Source organism: Paraburkholderia sp. AV2 (genome assembly GCF_054968425.1).
Genome location: NZ_JBANLK010000013.1, coordinates 74,930 through 92,669, shown reverse-complemented (window position 1 = coordinate 92,669; position 17,740 = coordinate 74,930). Strand labels below are relative to the sequence as shown.

At 64.7% G+C, this 17,740-nt stretch carries 13 protein-coding genes and 1 pseudogene; 7 read left to right on the top strand and 7 right to left on the bottom strand.

Annotated features, from left to right (window positions below; genetic code table 11):
• Nucleotide 1: 1 nt before the first annotated feature.
• The 3 genes from V8683_RS12240 to V8683_RS12230 are packed head-to-tail and all read right to left on the bottom strand — an operon-like array spanning nt 2 to nt 3,715.
• Nucleotides 2-1,393: an MFS transporter gene (locus V8683_RS12240; RefSeq protein ID WP_411191257.1), complete on the bottom strand. Its 1,392-nt coding sequence runs from the start codon at nt 1,391-1,393 to the stop codon at nt 2-4.
• Nucleotides 1,394-1,442: 49 nt separating this feature from the next.
• On the bottom strand, nt 1,443-2,810 hold the full coding sequence (locus V8683_RS12235; protein WP_411191256.1) for an MmgE/PrpD family protein: 1,368 nt from the start codon (nt 2,808-2,810) through the stop codon (nt 1,443-1,445).
• Nucleotides 2,807-3,715, bottom strand: a complete 909-nt coding sequence (locus tag V8683_RS12230; RefSeq protein ID WP_411191255.1) for an NAD(P)-dependent oxidoreductase — start codon at nt 3,713-3,715, stop codon at nt 2,807-2,809. The genes V8683_RS12235 and V8683_RS12230 overlap by 4 nt, the downstream gene beginning before the upstream one ends.
• A 367-nt stretch (nt 3,716-4,082) precedes the next feature.
• On the opposite strand from V8683_RS12230, the gene V8683_RS12225 reads away from it, so the two are divergent.
• Entirely contained in the window at nt 4,083-4,859 is a 777-nt protein-coding gene (locus V8683_RS12225; RefSeq protein ID WP_411191254.1) for a substrate-binding domain-containing protein, read from the top strand.
• A gap of 13 nt (nt 4,860-4,872) precedes the next feature.
• Nucleotides 4,873-6,009 (top strand): DUF1176 domain-containing protein, encoded by a 1,137-nt coding sequence (locus V8683_RS12220; RefSeq protein WP_411191253.1) that lies wholly within the window; start codon nt 4,873-4,875, stop codon nt 6,007-6,009.
• A 271-nt stretch (nt 6,010-6,280) separates the two neighbouring features.
• Here V8683_RS12220 and V8683_RS12215 read toward each other — a convergent pair.
• Nucleotides 6,281-7,179, bottom strand: a pseudogene (locus V8683_RS12215) (LysR family transcriptional regulator).
• Between the two features lie 153 nt (nt 7,180-7,332).
• Between V8683_RS12215 and dld the strand changes: the two are divergent.
• Nucleotides 7,333-9,096 (top strand): D-lactate dehydrogenase, encoded by a 1,764-nt coding sequence (gene dld / locus V8683_RS12210; protein WP_411191252.1) that lies wholly within the window; start codon nt 7,333-7,335, stop codon nt 9,094-9,096.
• A gap of 216 nt (nt 9,097-9,312) precedes the next feature.
• On the opposite strand, the gene V8683_RS12205 is transcribed toward dld, so the two are convergent.
• Both V8683_RS12205 and V8683_RS12200 read right to left on the bottom strand, forming a co-directional pair.
• Nucleotides 9,313-10,524, bottom strand: coding sequence for a hypothetical protein (locus tag V8683_RS12205; RefSeq protein WP_411191251.1), 1,212 nt, complete (start codon nt 10,522-10,524; stop codon nt 9,313-9,315).
• A 239-nt stretch (nt 10,525-10,763) separates the two neighbouring features.
• The gene (locus tag V8683_RS12200) at nt 10,764-12,152 is read right to left on the bottom strand and encodes an aminotransferase-like domain-containing protein (RefSeq protein WP_411191250.1); all 1,389 of its coding nucleotides are present in this window, start codon (nt 12,150-12,152) and stop codon (nt 10,764-10,766) included.
• A 181-nt stretch (nt 12,153-12,333) separates the two neighbouring features.
• Between V8683_RS12200 and V8683_RS12195 the strand changes: the two genes are divergently transcribed.
• The 3 genes from V8683_RS12195 (at nt 12,334) to V8683_RS12185 (ending at nt 15,593) form a co-directional block, all read left to right on the top strand.
• Nucleotides 12,334-13,620 carry a hydroxymethylglutaryl-CoA reductase, degradative gene (locus V8683_RS12195; protein ID WP_411191248.1) on the top strand — a complete coding sequence of 429 codons (1,287 nt, stop codon included), beginning with the start codon at nt 12,334-12,336 and terminating at the stop codon, nt 13,618-13,620.
• Nucleotides 13,621-13,695: 75 nt separating this feature from the next.
• Nucleotides 13,696-14,214: a hypothetical protein gene (locus tag V8683_RS12190; RefSeq protein ID WP_411191247.1), complete on the top strand. Its 519-nt coding sequence runs from the start codon at nt 13,696-13,698 to the stop codon at nt 14,212-14,214.
• Nucleotides 14,211-15,593, top strand: coding sequence for a tripartite tricarboxylate transporter permease (locus V8683_RS12185; RefSeq protein WP_411191246.1), 1,383 nt, complete (start codon nt 14,211-14,213; stop codon nt 15,591-15,593). Before V8683_RS12190 ends, V8683_RS12185 begins: the two co-directional genes overlap by 4 nt.
• A 37-nt stretch (nt 15,594-15,630) precedes the next feature.
• Here the strand turns inward: V8683_RS12185 and V8683_RS12180 are convergent, their stop codons facing one another.
• Nucleotides 15,631-16,503: a LysR family transcriptional regulator gene (locus tag V8683_RS12180; RefSeq protein WP_411191245.1), complete on the bottom strand. Its 873-nt coding sequence runs from the start codon at nt 16,501-16,503 to the stop codon at nt 15,631-15,633.
• A 231-nt stretch (nt 16,504-16,734) separates the two neighbouring features.
• On the opposite strand from V8683_RS12180, the gene V8683_RS12175 reads away from it, so the two are divergent.
• Nucleotides 16,735-17,700 carry a sugar ABC transporter substrate-binding protein gene (locus V8683_RS12175; RefSeq protein WP_411191244.1) on the top strand — a complete coding sequence of 322 codons (966 nt, stop codon included), beginning with the start codon at nt 16,735-16,737 and terminating at the stop codon, nt 17,698-17,700.
• Nucleotides 17,701-17,740 lie beyond the last annotated feature (40 nt).

Here is a 17,740-nt window from a genome sequence, read left to right as displayed (position 1 = left end):
ACTAGCGGGTAGCCCGAACCGCCGGAGGAATCGATTCCGCGGGCACGTCGCCGGATACCGGCATTTCGGCATGCACCTCTTCGAGCGAGCGCAGCCGCGTTTCCACGCCAAGCGCGAGCAGCACGACGGCCAGCAGTACGAACATACCGGCCATGAAGCACACCACGCCGAACAGGCCCGCTATCGAGAAGACCGTTACCACCGCATACGGAACGCCGACGTTGGCGAGCCGCCCGAGCGCGTTGCACAACCCCATGCCGCGCAGGCGCAACCGGGTGGGAAACAGTTCGGGCGTGTAGGTCGCGAGGCCGAGCGCCGAGAGCACGTAGATGCAGACCGTGACGGCGAAGCCGAATGCAGCGATGGTTGCCATGCTGGTCGCGAACGGATACACGATGCCGAACACCGCGCCGAGCACGGAGAACAGCACGAGGCCCCATTTGCGGCCCAGCCGGTCGGCGATGGCGAACGAAATGAGCGAACCGACCGGACCGCCGGCGAACATCACGGACGTCATCAGCAGCGAATGCGCGATGTCGAAGCCGCGCTTCACGAGCAGCGTGGGCACCCACGAGACGAACGCGTACATCACCGAAAAGCCGATCACGACGACCGCAATGCCGACGATCGTGCGGCTCAACTGGCCGCGTGCGAACAGCTCGCCGAGCTGGCCGCGGTCGGGACTGGCCTGCGCGATCAGCTCCGGGTCGCCGGCGCGAGCGCTGCGGCTTTCGATGTCGCGCACGATCGCGTCGGCCTCTTCGGTGCGCCCGACCGACGCCAGCCAGCGCGGCGACTCCGGCAGCGCCTTGCGCAGATACCAGACGACGAGGGCGCCAACGCCTGGGATCACGAACATCCAGCGCCAGCCGAAGTGCGGGATCACGACGTAGCTCGCCATGGCCGAGAGGAACAGCGAGAGGTTCGTGATCAGATTCAGGATTGCCGCATAGCGCCCGCGCGAATGGGCGGGAATGAATTCGATCAGGGTGCTGTAGCCCACCACGATTTCGGCGCCCAGCCCGAGGCCCATCACGAAGCGGAAGAACACGAGCCAGCCCATCGAAGGGGAAAGGGCCGCCGCAATCGAGCCGATGCCGAACACCATCAGGTTGAACTGGTAGGAAAACCGGCGGCCGAAGCGGTCGCCGAGTATGCCCGCCATCCATGCGCCGATCGTCAGGCCGACGAAGCCCATCGAAATGAACAGCGCGTTGAGATGGATGTCCGAGACGCCGGCGTTGACGAGCGCCCCCAGGACGCCACCGGACAGATAGTTGTCGAATGCGTCGAAGAACATGCCGCCCGCGATCAGCGCCAGCAGATGCCGGTGGAAAGGTCCGATCGCGAGCGCGTCCAGCCGCTGCCCGACGCCAGGTTGCCTCGTGTACATGATGTCTCCTTGATATGAATAGTTATGCGGGCGCCGGCGGGCGGCGCATTCAATGCGGCGGCACGGTCAACCGGATCAACTCGCGCACGTCGGCCAGCCGGTCGATCTGCCAGCAGTGCTCGATCACGCGGCTGGCGACGTCGCGAGGAATCACGCGGGTCTGGTCGTAGAACTTGGCTTCGAGATCGGCGTTGCTCATCGGGCGCGCCAGATTGCCGATCGACTGCTCCAGCGTCTTGTGCAGCACGCGGCCATCCGTCAATTGCACTTCGACTTCCACAGCGTCCTCGCTCACGCGCGCGTCGGCGGTGGCTTCGGTCAGATTGCGCAGCCGCGTGAGCACCGGGTCGGTCGCGACGTCGTCGGTGAATTCGTCGAGCCCCGCTTTGCCGCGCGCAAGACCGATGGCGGCCGCGTGATAGATCGAGAACTTCCCTTCGAGCCCGCAGGTGATGTGCTGCTTGTTGCACAGATCCTTCACGAGCGGGGCGACGCGCAACCGGATCGCGGCGACGTCGTCTGCTTTCAGCGCATGCTCGCGATGTAGCTGAATGCACGCGTCGATGGTCGGATGGATCACGATGCCGCACGGAAACGGCTTGTATGCGTTGTACGACAGGTCGAACTCCGTACCGAAGCCGTCTGTCACTTTGGCAAGATCGTACGCGCTGGCCTCGACCGCCGCGAAACCGCGCGGCCCTTCCAGCCCGTGCAGGCCTGCCGTGAAGTCGCGCTGCGCGAGCAGCGCCGCCATATAGCCGCTCTGCGCCGCACGCCCGGGATGAAACGATTTCGCCATGGAGCCGAACATCTCGCGCAGTCCTGAGGATTGCGTTGCCGCGAGGCCGATCGCATGGATCATCTGCTGTTTCGATAGACCGAGCAGACGCCCGATCGCCACTGCCGCGCCGAACACGCCGATCGAGCCTGTGCTATGCCAGCCGGCCTCGTAATGCGCCGGATACGTCGCGTTGCCGATTCGCGAGCTGACTTCGAAGCCGAGAATGAACGCGTGCAGAAAGTCGCGCCCGCTCACCGGGTTGACGCTCGCATAGGCGAACAGCGCGGACGCCACCGGCGAGCTGTTGTGAATGTAGTTGCGCGGCGTCGTATCGTCGTAGTCGTGCACATGCGTGCTGATGCCGTTCAGCAAGGAGGCGAACAGCGGATCGAAGCGTTCGGTGCGGCCGAGCACGCTGGCCGTGGGGGCCCCCGCGTAGGCGCCCAGAGCGCCGATGGCGATGTCCATGGCCGGATGCGTGCAGCCGCCCAGCGCGCAGCCGGTGATGTTGAGCAGGGCGCGCTTCGCTTCCGCGACGGTGGCAGCAGGAATCGCGTCAGGCGTACTTTCCGCCACGCAGGCCGCCAGTTGCGCGGTGACGTCGCTGGCGACGGCAGGTTGGGTTCTCGCGTTCATGATCGACGGATCTCCACGCCGCCCAGGCGCTCGCTCATCAACGCAACGGCCGTATGATCGGTCTGCGGTCCCAGCAGCGACGACGCGCCGCCCCACAGCTCGCGGCACAGCGAAGCGAACGGAACGTTGATGCCGCGCTGCTGCGCGATATCGAGCGCGATCACGAGATCCTTCACCATCAGCTCGATAGAGAAGCCGGAGTTGAAGCCGCGCGAGATCACGTACTGCTTGAACTTCTTCTGCGTGCTGTTATTGACGCCGGTGGAGGCATTGAGGATATCGACCATATTTTCCGGGTCGATGCCGAACTTCGTGCCGATCAGCAGCGCCTCGATGCCGATCAGGAAGCCGCCCGCCGAAACGAGATTGTTCAGCGACTTCATCGCATGGCCCGAGCCGATCGGCCCGGTGCGCATCACCGATCCCATCGCACCGAGAATGGGCATCATGTCGTCGATCACCGCGCGCTCGCCGCCGGCCATGATCGTCAGCTCGCCGCTCGTTGCGCGCGGCACGCCGCCGGACACCGGCGCGTCGAAAAGGCGGATGTCGTTTTCCGCAAGGCGCCTGGCGAACGCGATCGTCGCGTCGGGACGGCCCGAGGTCATGTCGATGACCGTCGTGCCGGGCCGCATCGTCGCGGCCACGCCATCGTCGGCGAACAGCACCTGCTCGACGACCGAGCTGTTCGGCAGAATATCGATCACGACGTCGCAACGTTCGCCGATCTGCGCGAGCGACGCGAGCTCCACGCCGCCGACTTCGTCGAGAAATTTCGCGCGATGCGGGGCGCGCACGTCGTACGGCACCACCTGGTAGCCTGCTTTGATCAGGCACGAGGCCATGGGCCAGCCCATGGCGCCGAGTCCGATGAATCCGATCAACGGCCGGGTCTGCTCATTCATGGAGTAATCCCTTTTTACTTAGCATTGCTTCATAAAAACAGCGGAGGTTCCAGATTCCGCACTTCACCGCTCCATGACCGGCCCGTCGCGACGGCACTCCGTGAGTTGCACCTCGCGGTCTCCTGGGGGCATCGGCCCGACGGTCATCGAGCTGGTGTTCGGAAACAATCATAGTCTTCGCCCTCATCGCGAGGATGATCATTTTCGGCATATCAGACTCGCCAGTTAGGGCATAGCTCGGGCCGGGCGGATGCCGCACCCGTCGATCCGGCTTGGCGCTAGAATTGCCGCGAAACAGACGTGATCCGGTTGGCTTTGCGGAGCGTCTTGCAGGAACCGCCTTTCCATTTCTTCATTTGCCTCGAACATGAAAACTTTGCTAAAGAGTTTTGCCGCGCTGCTCTACGCTGCCGCTTTGCTGTCTCATGCCGCTCATGCGGAGGAATTGCGCGTCATGACGTCCGGCGGCTTCACGGCGGCTTACGAACTGCTGGGTCCGAAATTCACGGCGGCCACCGGCGACACGCTCGATACGATCCGCGGTCCCTCGATGGGCAAGACGCCCCAGGCCATTCCGAACCGGCTCGACCGGGGCGAGTCGGCCGACGTGGTGATCATGGTGGGCTATGCGCTCGACGATCTCGTCAAGCGCGGCAAGGTCGTTCCGTCGTCGCGCGTGGAACTGGCGGATTCGCGCATCGGAATGGTGGTCAAGAGCGGGGCGCCCGTGCCCGACATCAGTACGGTCGAGGGCCTCAAGAAGGTGTTGCTCGACGCGCAATCCGTTGCGTATTCGGACAGCGCGAGCGGCGTCTACGTCCAGCAGCAGCTTTTCAGCAAGCTCGGCATTGCAGACCAGATGAAAGGGAAGGCCACGATGATCCCGCGGATTCCCGTCGCCAGCGTGGTTGCGAAAGGAGAGTATCAGTTGGGTCTGCAACAGGTGAGCGAGTTGCTGCCCATTCCCGGCGTGACCTTCGTCGGACGGATTCCCGAGTCGGTACAGTCGGTGACGCGCTTCGCGGCGGGCATTCCCGTCAACGCGCCGCATCCGGCCGAGGCCAAAAAGCTGCTCGACTTTCTTTCTTCGGCTGACGCCCAGACCGTGGTCAAGTCGACGGGCCTCGACCCTGTCGTCCATTAACCGGGGCGCCGACATGAGCGTCTTTCGCCGGTGGCTCGTTCTTATCGTGTTGGCAGGGGCATCGTGTGCCTTGGCGACAACGGCGGCGGCTGCCGCCACCACCGCTAAAAGCACTGCATCCGTCCGCGATTTCAAGGGCTGGGAGGTTGTTTGCGACAACGTGAAACGCTGTGCGGCCGTGGGGGCCGATGAGGACAACCCCAGTCTTGTCGTGTGGCTGTGGCGCGATGCGGGCCCGGATGGGGCGATGAAACTGCAGCTCGCGGCCGACAAGCCGCTGCGTGCGGATCAACTGCGCTTCGACGGTCGCGCATTCCGTATCGACGCGTCGAAAACGAAGGCATGGCAGGACAAGACGGCTCAGACGTATGCCTACCGGTTCGCCACGGAAGACACTGCCACCGTCTCGGCCTGGATCGAGGCGGCTCGCGACGCGCACACGATGAGCTTTGGCGATCCGGCTGCGTCGGTCACGCCGGGCATTTCGCTGGCCGGCTTGAGCGCGGCGCTGCTGGCCGTCGATGACATGCAAGGCCGTGTGGGGACCGTGACCGCGTGGCGTCGCGCGGGTGCTGCGCCCGCTTCGTCGGTGCCGGCCGCGAAGCCGCTGCCCGTCGTCAAGGGGGCGCCGCCCGTGCCGGATCTCTCCGCGGCCGAGCAACGCCGGCTGATCGATGTCACGTTCGCGAGCGTGCATGCCGAGGTCGAGCAGTGCGACGCGGACAACGGCGCAACGGACGACACGAAGGGCCCCCATGATGGCAGCCGTGCCGTCGCCCTTTCGGCGAACGAAGCCCTGGTCTCGCTCGCCTGCGGGGACGGCTCGGCCTATAACAATGCGAGCCTCTGGTACCGCGTGCACCGCACGGCGCCGTTTGCCGTGAAGCCGCTGGCCTTGCCCGGCAACACAGGGACCGGCGACGACGGCGATTCCGTGCCGCGAAACCAGTTGACGGGCGCGTTCTACAACACGGACGAGGGCGGCCTCATCAGCTTCGATCGGGCTCGCAGCGTGGGCGATTGCGGCGATTCGATGACATGGGTTTTCGACGGCGCGAATTTCGTGCTGGCGGGAGACCGCTTCGAGGGCGCGTGTGTTGGTCTTCTGATGGATGACTGGCCGTGGGTGTATCGCACAAAGAGGCAGTGAGGCTGCCGATTGCTGCTTGCGTTCGCATGCAGTTTGAATGCGTGGGCGGAGTTTAGCCAATTGCAGACGTCCATATGGTTGCGCAGAACGGCTGGTACCCGGTCTATTGCTGCCGTTCGTTTGCGACAGACCACGGTCGCAACGGGATCCAGACACGCCATAGCCAACTGGCGATCTTCGATCCCGCAGGGCAGTGCCAGGCCAAAAAATCACAGGTCCGTGTTGACAGCCGACGCCTGGACCCACTTCGTCATGGCTAACTCACGAAACATCATGCCGAACGGGCGGCGCCTCGCTGCAGCCGCAAAATCCGTACAAAATTCAGCACAGTAGGCGATTTTTCGCGTTGCCGATGGACTAGCGCGATGCCTGTCGAAAGTGGGCTACCCTTCAGTTCGTGATAAGACACGCTTTCGACCTGAACCTGCCGGATCGATGCCGGAACCATCGCGACGCCGAATCCGGCCGCTACGAGGTTCGCCGCCGACGAGATCTGCGGCGATTCATGCCGATCGAGGGTGCGAAGCCGGCCTCGCGGCACGCGGCGATGATCGAATCATGCAGATCCGGGCCGATCGGCCGCGGAAAGAGGATGAACGGATCGTCCTCAAGATCTGCCAGATCGATTCGTCGTCGCCGGCTCAGGCGATGGTTTGCCGGCAGCACCGCCAACATGCTTTCGTCGACGAGCGGCTCGACGATCAGATCCCTGCAATTTAGCGGCATGCGCACCAGCGCCGCATCGAGCTGGCGCTCCGCGACCTTGTCCAGCAGCGCCGAACTGTTGCTCTCCTCGCAACTGATCGACACGCGCTCATACGCATGCCGGTACTGCTGCATCGTCGTCGCCACCATCGGATGAAACACCGTCGAACCTGCAAAACCCAGCGAAAGCCGGCCTGTCTCCCCACGTCCCGCGTTCCGTACTTCGACGAAAGCCTGTTGCGCGTCCTCGACGATGCGTCGCGCGCTCTCGCGAAAGAGCCGTCCTGCTTCGGTCAATTCGACGCGGCGCGGATGCCGGACGAACAAGGGCGTGCCGATTTCCCGCTCGAGCTTGAGGATCTGCTGGCTTAAGGGCGGCTGGGCGATGCCCAGGTGCGTCGCAGCGTCCGTGAAATGCAGATGCTCGGCCACCGCGAGGAAGTAGCGTAACTGACGAAATTCCATATCTTTTTCGTCTCCAAAAAGTGACTTCGAGATATTGGACTAATGGGTGGCCTGATTTTAACCTTGTGTCAACCCGACGCGCCCAACGATCACACCCCACCGGTTGGTTGAAGCCGATGCGCGTCAAACTCAACGTTTCTTCAGGAGAATTCGATGTCAGTGACGCGCGCACCGTCGGCAGAAGGGCTGGACAGCAAGGCCTCCGCGTTGATTGCGGAACTACGCAACATCGTGGGCAACAAGTACACCATGACTGACGATGGCGCGACCCGCCGCTATCGCACCGGCTTCCGGTTTGGTGCCGGCAAGGCGCTCGCGGTGGTTTGCCCCGGCACGATCGTCGAACAATGGAAAGTGCTGCAGGCGTGCATTGCAGCGAATGTGATTGTCATCACGCAGGCATCGAACACCGGCCTCACCGGCGGATCGACGCCGGACGGTAACGACTACGATCGCGACATTGTGATCGTCAGCACGAGCCGCATGAGGAAGGTCTACGTGATCGACGGTGGCAAGCAGGTCGTTTGCCTTCCGGGCGCAACACTCGATCAACTGGAAAAGACGTTGAAGCCGCTTGGCCGCGAGCCGCATTCGGTGATCGGCTCGAGTTGCATCGGCGCGTCGGTATTCGGCGGGGTGTGCAATAACTCGGGCGGTGCGCTGGTGCAGCGCGGCCCGGCCTATACGGAAATGGCGGTATTCGGGCAGGTGGATGCAGCGGGAAAACTCAACCTCGTCAACCATCTGGGAATCGAACTCGGCGACTCGCCTGAGGATATCCTCGGCCGGCTGGAGCGCCGGCAGTTCAGCGATACCGATATTCGCCTCAATGCGGGTGCCGGATCCGATCACGGCTACGCGACGCATGTTCGTGAGATCGATGCCGATACGCCCGCGCGTTTCAACGCAGACCCGCAGCGCTTGCATGAAGCGTCAGGTTCGGCTGGCAAGGTAATGGTGTTCGCGGTACGGCTCGATACGTTTCCGATCGAGCAGAATGCAAAGGTGTTCTATATCGGCACGAATCGCCCCGACGAGCTTACTGAAATCCGCCGTCACGCGCTGCATGACTTCAAACATCTGCCGATCTCCGGCGAATATCTGCATCGCGACGCTTTCGACATTGCTGAGGAGTACGGCAAGGACACTTTCCTTGCAATCAATTATCTTGGCACCTCCCGGCTGCCCGCGCTGTTCGGACTAAAGAGCCGTTTCGATGCGCTGTTCGACCGTTTCGGTTTTCTCCCCTCGCATCTTACCGACCGTGTCATGCAAGCTGCGAGCCGACTGTTCCCGAGCCATCTGCCGGCCCGAATGAAACAGTACCGTGATAAGTACGAGCACCATCTGATGCTGAAGGTCTCGGCCGAAAGTGTGGAAGAAACGCGTGCCTTCCTTTCACGCTATTTCGACCATGCGACCGGTGGTTATTTTGAATGTACGGACGAAGAAGGCAGGAAAGCATTCCTGCATCGTTTCGCTGCCGCCGGCGCGGCCGTTCGCTATCGCGCGGTACATACTCGGGAAGTGGAGAATATCGTCGCGCTGGACATCGCATTGCGACGCAACGACCGCGACTGGATCGAGACGCTGCCGCCCGACATCGGAGAAACCATCGCTATCACGTTGTACTACGGCCACTTCCTATGCCACGTGTTCCACCAGGATTACATCGTCAAGAAGGGTAACGACTGTCTTGAAGTCGAACATAAGATGTGGAAGTTGCTGGACCGCCGCGGCGCCGAATATCCGGCGGAACACAACGTCGGCCATCTGTACCATGCGAAGCCCCAGCTCGCAGCGTTCTATCAGCAGCTCGATCCTTGCAACTGCTTCAATCCGGGGATTGGACAGACGTCGAAGTTCGCGAAGTATCGGGAAACCGTAGTCCAGGTGACGTCCATTGCCGGCGGGTAGAGTTCCCCGCGACCCACGTCTGTCCTGTGGTCCACCGCAACGAAAACAGTAACGTGTTGACAAGGTACATGCACACATGCTGTCAGGGGCTGCTCCTGGTCGGTTAAGGGACACACCTTGAAATGGGTCACGAGTCTCCTGTGGGTCGTCTACGGTCTACGGCCGACCACATCATCCCGTCAACCATCCCGGATCCACGGCATGGTCATCGCACACCTACTCCCATTCCTGATACCCGGCCGGCGGCGCCGAATTACCGTAACCGGCGGGGTACGGCCGCCGCAGTTCAGGCGGCGTGTACATCTGGTTATATTCCTGCCAGGCAGGCGGAGGGCCCACGACGACAACCCGCTGAGCTACGGCTTGTGTGGGCGGCCTGGGTATGTAGGCGGGCTGCGCGTAAGCCGGTTGGTACCGGGCGGGCGGATACTGCGCAGGTACGTCCTGGTTGGCCTGAACGGTTCGAGGCGGCGGCGCGTATTCCTGCCCCGACTCCTCCGCCGACTCCCGGGACTCTGCCGACGTCGGGTTGTAGGCGGGCGCCCCCACATATTGCTGGGGCTGCCGATTCTGATATTGCCGAAGTTGCCCGCTCTGCGCCGCTGGAGCCGGTTGAGTTTCCTGCTCCGCTCCATATTGCGGTGCCTCATCGGCCTGCCGATACTGCGGCACCTCCCGCTGAGCATTCTGCAAATCGTGGTTCTGCGTCACCTGCGCATCGTCCTGGTCGGATCTGGACTCCGGCAATGCCGCCACGGCTTGTGTCGGAACCAGTATCGGCGGCTCGGATTCGGGGGCAAACAGCTTCGACGGCCTGGCCCGCGTCGAAGCCTGCTTCAGAGGCACAGGTTGCACCTCGGCCCGCTTAGGCGGTGAAGCCGGCTTCGACGACGCAACCGGCGCCAGGACGTGTTTCGGTGGCACAGCTTCGACTTGCATGGAAACGCGCTTCAGCGGCACAGGTTCGGCCCGTGCCAGGACTTGCCTCGACGGCGTGGCCCGCGCCGCGGCAACCCGCTTCGGCGGTGCGACCGGCGCGGAAACTTGTCTCGGCGCAGCCGCTTGCACGGCGACCCGCTTTGCCGGCGCAGCCCGCGCGGCAACCGGCTTTGGCGATACCGGCAAGGGCGCCGCGGCAAGCTGCTTCTGCGGATGCTTCACCTCGTCAGCCAGGTTTGCATAGGACTTCGAGTCTTCTCTGGCGCGGGCGTTGTAGCCGATGAAATACGCGTAGCGCAGCTCTTTCAGGCGCGCCTGATTGTCGACATCGGCGGAGATGCGTTCTTCGCCGGGATCGAGAGACGCGTCCACGCTCGAGTCCTCATAGGCTGAGTCTCCAGCATCGGCGGCACGGACGGATTCGAGATGCAGGGCGCCGAAAGAAGACATCAGCACGGCGATTACCGCGACGAGCCTTTTCTTTTCCATACTTTCACCTCGGGATTCCGTGCGACCGTTCGCCCAGGATTCTCCAATCGCCGGATCGGACTTTCAGTCGTGCTTCCGCGATATCGACTATTTCTAGCACGTCCTGAAGGGCTTGGCATAGTATTTCCGGGTATAACCCAGGCGAAAGAGGCCAGGCCCAACAACCCTGGCAGTCCCGACGTTGTCGGTCCGGAAATTTTTGCCTGCCCGGGCGCGGCAATGGCATGCATCCGGCACGCTCAAGCCGATTCGATCGCTCTCAGCGCAGCGGCAAAGCGCGGGTCGTTCAGATACGCGACGTTGAATCGAAACCACGGCGAGGGGTGATCGCTCTGCGGGGAGAACACGGTGCCCGGCGCGAGGATGACGCTGCGGTCGAGCATCGCGCGCGCGAGTTCGATCGAATCGTCGTGCCCCGGCAGCCGCGCCCATAGATACAGGCTTTGCTCGGTCGGCCGATAGATGGCCGCGCCCACGTCTTCTAGCGCCTTGATGCCGGCCGCCGTGGCGCGGCGCAGCTTCTCCTGCATGCGGTTGGTGTGCCGCAGGAAATGCCCTTCGCTGAGAATCACCTCCAGCGTGCGTTCGCAGTACTCCGAACTGCTGACGTGCGTGAGCATCTTCACGTCGGCCAGGTCGCTGGCCAGTTCCGCGTCGCAGGCGAGAAAGCCCACCCTGAGCGCGGCGGAGACGGACTTCGAAAAGCTCCCGATGTAGATCGTGCGGCGCAACTGGTCCAGCGTGGCGATGCGCGTCATGGGGCGCGGCTTGAAGTCGGCGAGCGCGTCGTTCTCGACGATGATGAGGTCGTGCGCCTCGGCCAGTTGCAGGATGCGGTGGGCTTTGGCAGCGCTCGTGTCGGTCGCGGTGGGGTTGTGTCCCACCGACTGCGTGAAAAAGAGCTTCGGCCGATGTTGCCTGACGAGCGCCGCGAGCGTGTCGATGTCGGGGCCGTCCATCATGCGCGGTACGCCCAGCATGACGGCGCCGCTCAGCTTCAGCTTGCCGAACAGCGGGTAATAACCGGGATCGTCCACCAGCACGGTATCGCCGGGCCGCACGAAGTAGCGCAGCACGAGGTCCATCGCCTGGTTCGCGCCGTGCGTGAGGACGATCTGCTGCGGCGTGGCGTGGATTTCGTAGCCCGCCAGCTTGTGCTGCAGATGCTGGCGCAGCGGCAGGTAGCCGTAGCGGCTGCCGTAGCGGAACAGCGACCCCACGCCGGTCCGCACCACGCGCTGGTGGAACTGGTCCAGCCGCGTTTCCTCCAGCCACTTGATGGGCGGAAAGCCTTCGCCGAGATTCAGGTACTCGGTCTTGCTCTGCAACTGCTCGCGCATGAGCCACACGATGTCCATGGCGTGATCGAGCGTCGACGATTCGACGTCCTCGGCCTGCGGGCGCGCCGCGCGGGCGACGAAGAAGCCGGCGCCGCGCCGCGGCTCGATCAGGCCGTTCGCCGTCAGCAGGTCGAACGCGCTGATGACCGTGTTCTTCGAGCAACCGTTTCCCTCAGCGTATTCCCTGATTGAGGGCAGCTTGTCGCCGGGCTTCAGAAGTCCGTCTTCGATCTGTCTGGCCAGATTGTCCGCGATCGAATGCACGAGGCTCGGTCCCGAGCGTGCCATGTCTGTGTCCTCGCTACGCAAAGGGGCAGGTGTCCTGGGTACACCTGCCCGACTGTTTGTCGAAAGTGTACCTTTCGTATGGGTACAGTCGGCCTATTATTCGCCCATTCCAATGTCATCCGCAAGCGGCCTTTGGCAGCGCTGCCGCGAGGGTGACGGCCAATCCAGTCAGAGGATCCCGATGGGCATCGATTCGAAGCTACCCAATTTCCGCAAGCTCACCCCCGCGCAGCGACTGCAGCACATTGCCGGCATCTCCGGCTTGTCCGAAGCGGACCGGTTGCTTTTGTCCCGCCCCGGTGCGCTGCCGTCCGAGACGGCGGACGGCATGATCGAGAACGTGATCGGCACGTTCGAACTGCCGCTTGCCGTGGCGGGCTATTTCCAGGTCAACGGCCGCGACGTGCTGGTGCCGATGGCCGTGGAAGAGCCGTCGATCGTTGCGGCCGCATCGTTCATGGCGAAGCTCGCCCGCGTGAGCGGCGGCTTCCGCACGTCGAGCACCGGGCCGTTGATGCGCGCGCAGATCCAGATCGTCGACGTGAGCGACCCCTACGGCGTGCGCCTGTCCATTCTCGCCCACCGGCAGGAGCTGATCGAGCTCGCGAACAGCCGCGACAAGGTGCTGATCGATCTGGGCGGCGGCTGCCGGGACATCGAGGTGCATGTGTTTCCGGACACGCCGCGCGGCGCGATGGTGATCGCGCATCTGATCGTCGACGTGCGCGACGCGATGGGCGCGAACACCGTCAACACGATGGCCGAATCCCTCGCGGGACGCATCGAACAGATCACGCGCGGCAAGGTTCGCCTGCGCATCCTGTCGAATCTCGCCGATCTGCGCCTCGCCCGCGCGCAGGTGCGCTACGCGCCCGCGACCCTGGCCACGGCCGAGTACTCCGGCGCAGAGGTGATTGCCGGGGTGATGGACGCGTACCTCCTCGCGGCGATCGATCCGTACCGGGCCGCGACCCATAACAAGGGCATCATGAACGGCATCGATCCGATCATCGTGGCGACCGGCAACGACTGGCGCGCCGTGGAAGCGGGCGCTCATGCCTATGCGAGCCGCGGCGGCCGCTATACGTCGCTGACCACGTGGGAGACGGCGGCCAACGGCGACCTCGTCGGCACCATCGAGATGCCAATGCCCGTGGGGCTCGTCGGCGGCGCGACGAAGACGCATCCGCTCGCGCGGCTGGCGTTGAAGATCATGGACGTGAAGTCGGCCCAGGACCTCGCCGAAATCGCCGTCGCGGTCGGGCTCGCACAGAATCTCGGCGCCTTGCGCGCACTGGCGACCGAGGGCATCCAGCGCGGCCACATGGCGCTGCATGCGCGCAATATCGCGCTTGCCGTGGGCGCCACGGGTGCCGATGTCGACTGGATCGTGCGCCGGATGGTCGAGGCGAAAGACGTGCGCGTCGACTTTGCGGCACGGCTGCTCGCGGAGCAGCGCGACGCGTAAAAAGGAAAGACAGGCAGCACAGGAAGTACCCCCGGCCCGCGCCGGGAAGACAATAACGCCCTCGATGGAGGAGACATGACAGCAGCAAGGGATCGCGGCCACGAGGCCGCCGCGGGCGCGCGCCCGCGCTATGTGGAGGTATGGGGCGATACGGTCGATGCGGCGCAGCTCGGCTGGTCGGTGGTGCTGGGCATCGTCATCAGCTTCGGGGCCTTCGAGCTGGCGCTGCGGCTGCTGCAGCCGGTGGTCGCCGAGGCGGCGATGGCGCGGGCGTATGCGATGCTCGCGGGTCTCGGCGGCTGCCTCGTGGCCGGAGCGGTCTGCGCGAAGCTCTTCAAGCCGAAGCGCATCGTGGTCGAGCAGGTCTCGGACGAAGGCCGGCGCGCGGAGCTGATCGAGAGGCTCGTCGCCGAATCGGGCCCGCAGGGCGCCATCGAGACCTTGCCGTCCTACGTGGTGGCCGAGATGAAGGAAGTGGGCCTCTACGATCTCTTTGCCGGCGTCGAGGCGCGCCGCGCGGCGGCCTGGCCGCAGGCGTCCCCGCAGGTTTCCCGTGAAGCCGCACCCAATCGCGCCGGCGAGGTGGCACGATGACGCCGCTCATTCAGGACATCTGGGTCGCCGTGGCGATGGGCGTGACCGGCGCCATCGTGTTCGCGGCGATCGGCCTCGTTTCCGGCACGGACGAGACCACCACGATCGCGCCGCTCACGCTGCTCGTCGCGCTGCTGGGCGTGCCGCCCGCCGGCGTTTTCACGTTCTTCATGGCGGGCGCCGTGTCGAAGCACATGACCCATGCCATTCCGACCGCGCTGCTCGGCATTCCCGGCGACACGATGGCCGTGCCGCTGATGGACGAGGCCATCGCCTTGCGCAATCTCGGCGTGCCGCATATCGCGCTGCGCAAGATGGTCTCGGGCGCGATCGTCGCGGCCTTCGTCGCCGTGCCGCTCGCCGTCGCGTTCGCGTGGCTGCTCGCGCCGTTCGGCGCGAAGATCACGCCCATCGTGCCGTGGGTGTTCCTGATCGCCGCCGTCGCTATCGCATATCTCTCGGCGGGGCGCTGGGCCGCGGTGGCGGCGCTCGTGCCGTTCGTGTTCGTCATCATGGGGCTGCAGGCCGTCACGGCGCACTATCACGTGAAGCTTGGCGTGAGCTACTTCCTCGGCATCGCGGTGGGGCCGCTCGTCGCCGACCTGTTCGCACTGCTCTCGCCCATGAGCCGCCCGGCGATGCGGCGCGACGGGCCGCGCACGTTCTCGCTCGCGCCGGACATCAAAGGCTGGAGCGGGTACTTCCCGAATCCGCTGAAGGTGCTCGACCCGCGCCAGGCTCGCTTGACCGTAGGCGCCGCCGCGGTTTCGAGCGCGACCTTCGTCTTCAGTCCCGTCGCCATGACGGTCGTGCTGGGCGAAGCGGTGGCCTCGCGCATTCACCAGGCCTACCACCGGCTCACGACGGTCATCGCGGTGCGCAATGGCGTGACCGAAGCCACCTATATCGCCGAAGCGCTGATTCCGCTCATTGCCTTCGGTCTGCCGCTGAGCCCGGTGGCGGCGGGCCCGGCGGCGCCGCTGTTCAATGCGCCGCCGCGCTTCACCGTGAGCGGCGCGGACGGGCAGATCCACAACCTCCACACGCTGCTCACGCCGGGCGCGTTCCTCGGCTATGGCCTGCTGGCGATCGTGCTGGCGGCGGTGATCGCCTATCCGCTCTCGATGAACTTCGCGCATCGGGCCGCTTCGTTCGTCGCGCGGCGCCTGAGCCACGAGGCCATCATCGCGACCTTCGTCGGTCTGATCGTCGTGATCGGCTTCTGGGAGGGTCAACTGGCCGGGCTGCTCGTCGTGGTGACGGTCGGGCTCGTGGGCGGCCTGCTGTCGCGGGCCTTCGGGCTCAATACGGGCGTGCAGTTCATGGGCTATTACACGGCCGTGCTGAGCGTGCCGGCTCTCACAAAGCTCTTTACCTGAGCCTGGGCGCCACGGCCCGGCGGTGCGTTTCCCGCCGCTAGCGGAAAATCTCCGCGAGCAGGTTCGCCACCGTGCGCATCCGGTCGCTGTCGCGCAGCGCCGGGTGCTGCACGAGCCACACGTCCTGGTCGAGCGTCCGGATGTGCTTCTCCACGCAGACGAGATCGTTCGTCGTGCTGCCCGCGAGTTGCGCGAGCACGCCGAGCCCGGAGCCGCCCAGCACGCCGTCCAGCACGCCCATCCCGTAGCTCGTGCGCAGCGACGGCGCGCTCGCCCCCGGCAGGCTGCCCAGCCATTGCGCGACCGGGTGGTCGGACTGGCGGTCGTCGGGCCCGACGAACGAGAGCTTGTCCCATTCCCGCCGCGCGATCGCCTGCTTGTGCCGCAGGTAGTAGTCGCGCGACGCATAGAGCCCGAAACGGATCCGGCCGATGCGCCGCACGTAGAGGTCGCCTTCGTCGGGGCATTCCGTCCACAGCGCGATGTCCGCTTCGCGCCGCGCGAGGCTGTAGCGACGGCGCGAGGTCAGCACCTCGATCGCGAGGCCGGGCAGGCGGTCCTGGAATGAGCCCAGCAGCTTGAGCAGCATGTACGACGGCCATTCGGACGCGTTGATGCGCACCGTCCCGCGCGGCCCGGCGTGGCCCGTCACGTCGCCCGCGCGCGCAATCTGGTTCGCGAGGTCTTCCATCTGCTCGGCCGCGGCCAGCACCTTCGCGCCGAAGGCCGTAGGGGTACACCCTGAGGGCACGCGGTCGATCAGGGGTTCCCCCAGGCGCCGCTCGAGTTCGGTGAGGCGGCGCGAGAGGGTGGGCGCGCTCAGGTCGCAGGCCTGGGCGGCGGCGCGCATCGTGCCTTCGCGGGCGATTGCCACCAGCAGCCGCAGATCGTCCCAGTCGATGTGTTCCATTTTTGTAACGGCAAGTTTTGAAATTTGGCATAGCATAACCCGATCCGCGGCGATAGGATTCAGTCCGGGGCGCCCTCTTGCCGTTGCCGCCGCACGTGCTTTCGAGCGGGTTGGCGCACCGGCAGCAGGCGATAAGCCCGTGAACGGAAACAGATGCCAACAAACCGAAAACCGCCAGACGACTCGTCGGCTACCCTCGGGTAGAGACGTACGGGCGACACGGAGACAACCATGACTCAACCCTTCAAAGCCTCACGCCGCCGCGCCATCGTGGCCACCGCAACGCTCGTCGCCTGCGCGGTCCTGCCGGCGGCCCCGGCTCTCGCACAGACGCCCCACAAGCCCAAAGTCGCGCTCGTCATGAAGTCGCTCGCCAACGAGTTCTTCCTGACGATGGAAACCGGCGCGAAGGACTACCAGGCGCACAACAGCGGCAAGTTCGACCTCGTGACGAACGGCATCAAGAACGAGACCGATACGGCCGCGCAGATCCAGATCGTCGAGCAGATGATCGTCTCGAAGGTGGACGCGATCGTGCTGGCGCCGGCGGATTCGAAGGCGCTCGTGCCGGTGGTGAAGAAGGCGGTGGACGCCGGCATCATCGTCGTGAACATCGACAACCGGCTCGATCCCGACGTGCTCAAGTCGAAGGACCTGAACGTGCCGTTCGTGGGCCCGGACAACGCCAAGGGCGCCGAGAAGGTGGGCGACTACCTGGCGCAGAAGCTCAAGGCCGGCGACGAAGTGGGCATCGTCGAAGGCGTGTCGACCACCACCAACGCGCAGCAGCGCACGGCCGGCTTCAAGGCGGCCATGCAGAAGGTAGGCGCGAAGATCGACTCGGTGCAGTCGGGCGAGTGGGAAATCGACAAGGGCAATGCGGTGGCGTCCGCCATGCTCAACGAGTATCCGAACATCAAGGCGCTCCTGTGCGGCAACGACAACATGGCGATCGGCGCCGTGTCGGCGGTGCGCGCGGCAGGCAAGCAGGGCAAGGTGTACGTGGTGGGCTATGACGACATCGACGCCATCAAGCCCATGCTCAAGGACGGCCGCGTGCTCGCCACGGCCGACCAGTACGCGGCGAAGCAGGCCGTGTTCGGCATCGATACGGCGCTCAAGGCGCTGGCCGATCACAAGAAGCAGTCGGAGCTCGCCGGCGTGGTGGAAACGCCGGTCGATCTCGTGACGAAGTAAGATCCCCCTGGGTCCGGGCCGCGCCGCCACGCCGTGGCCG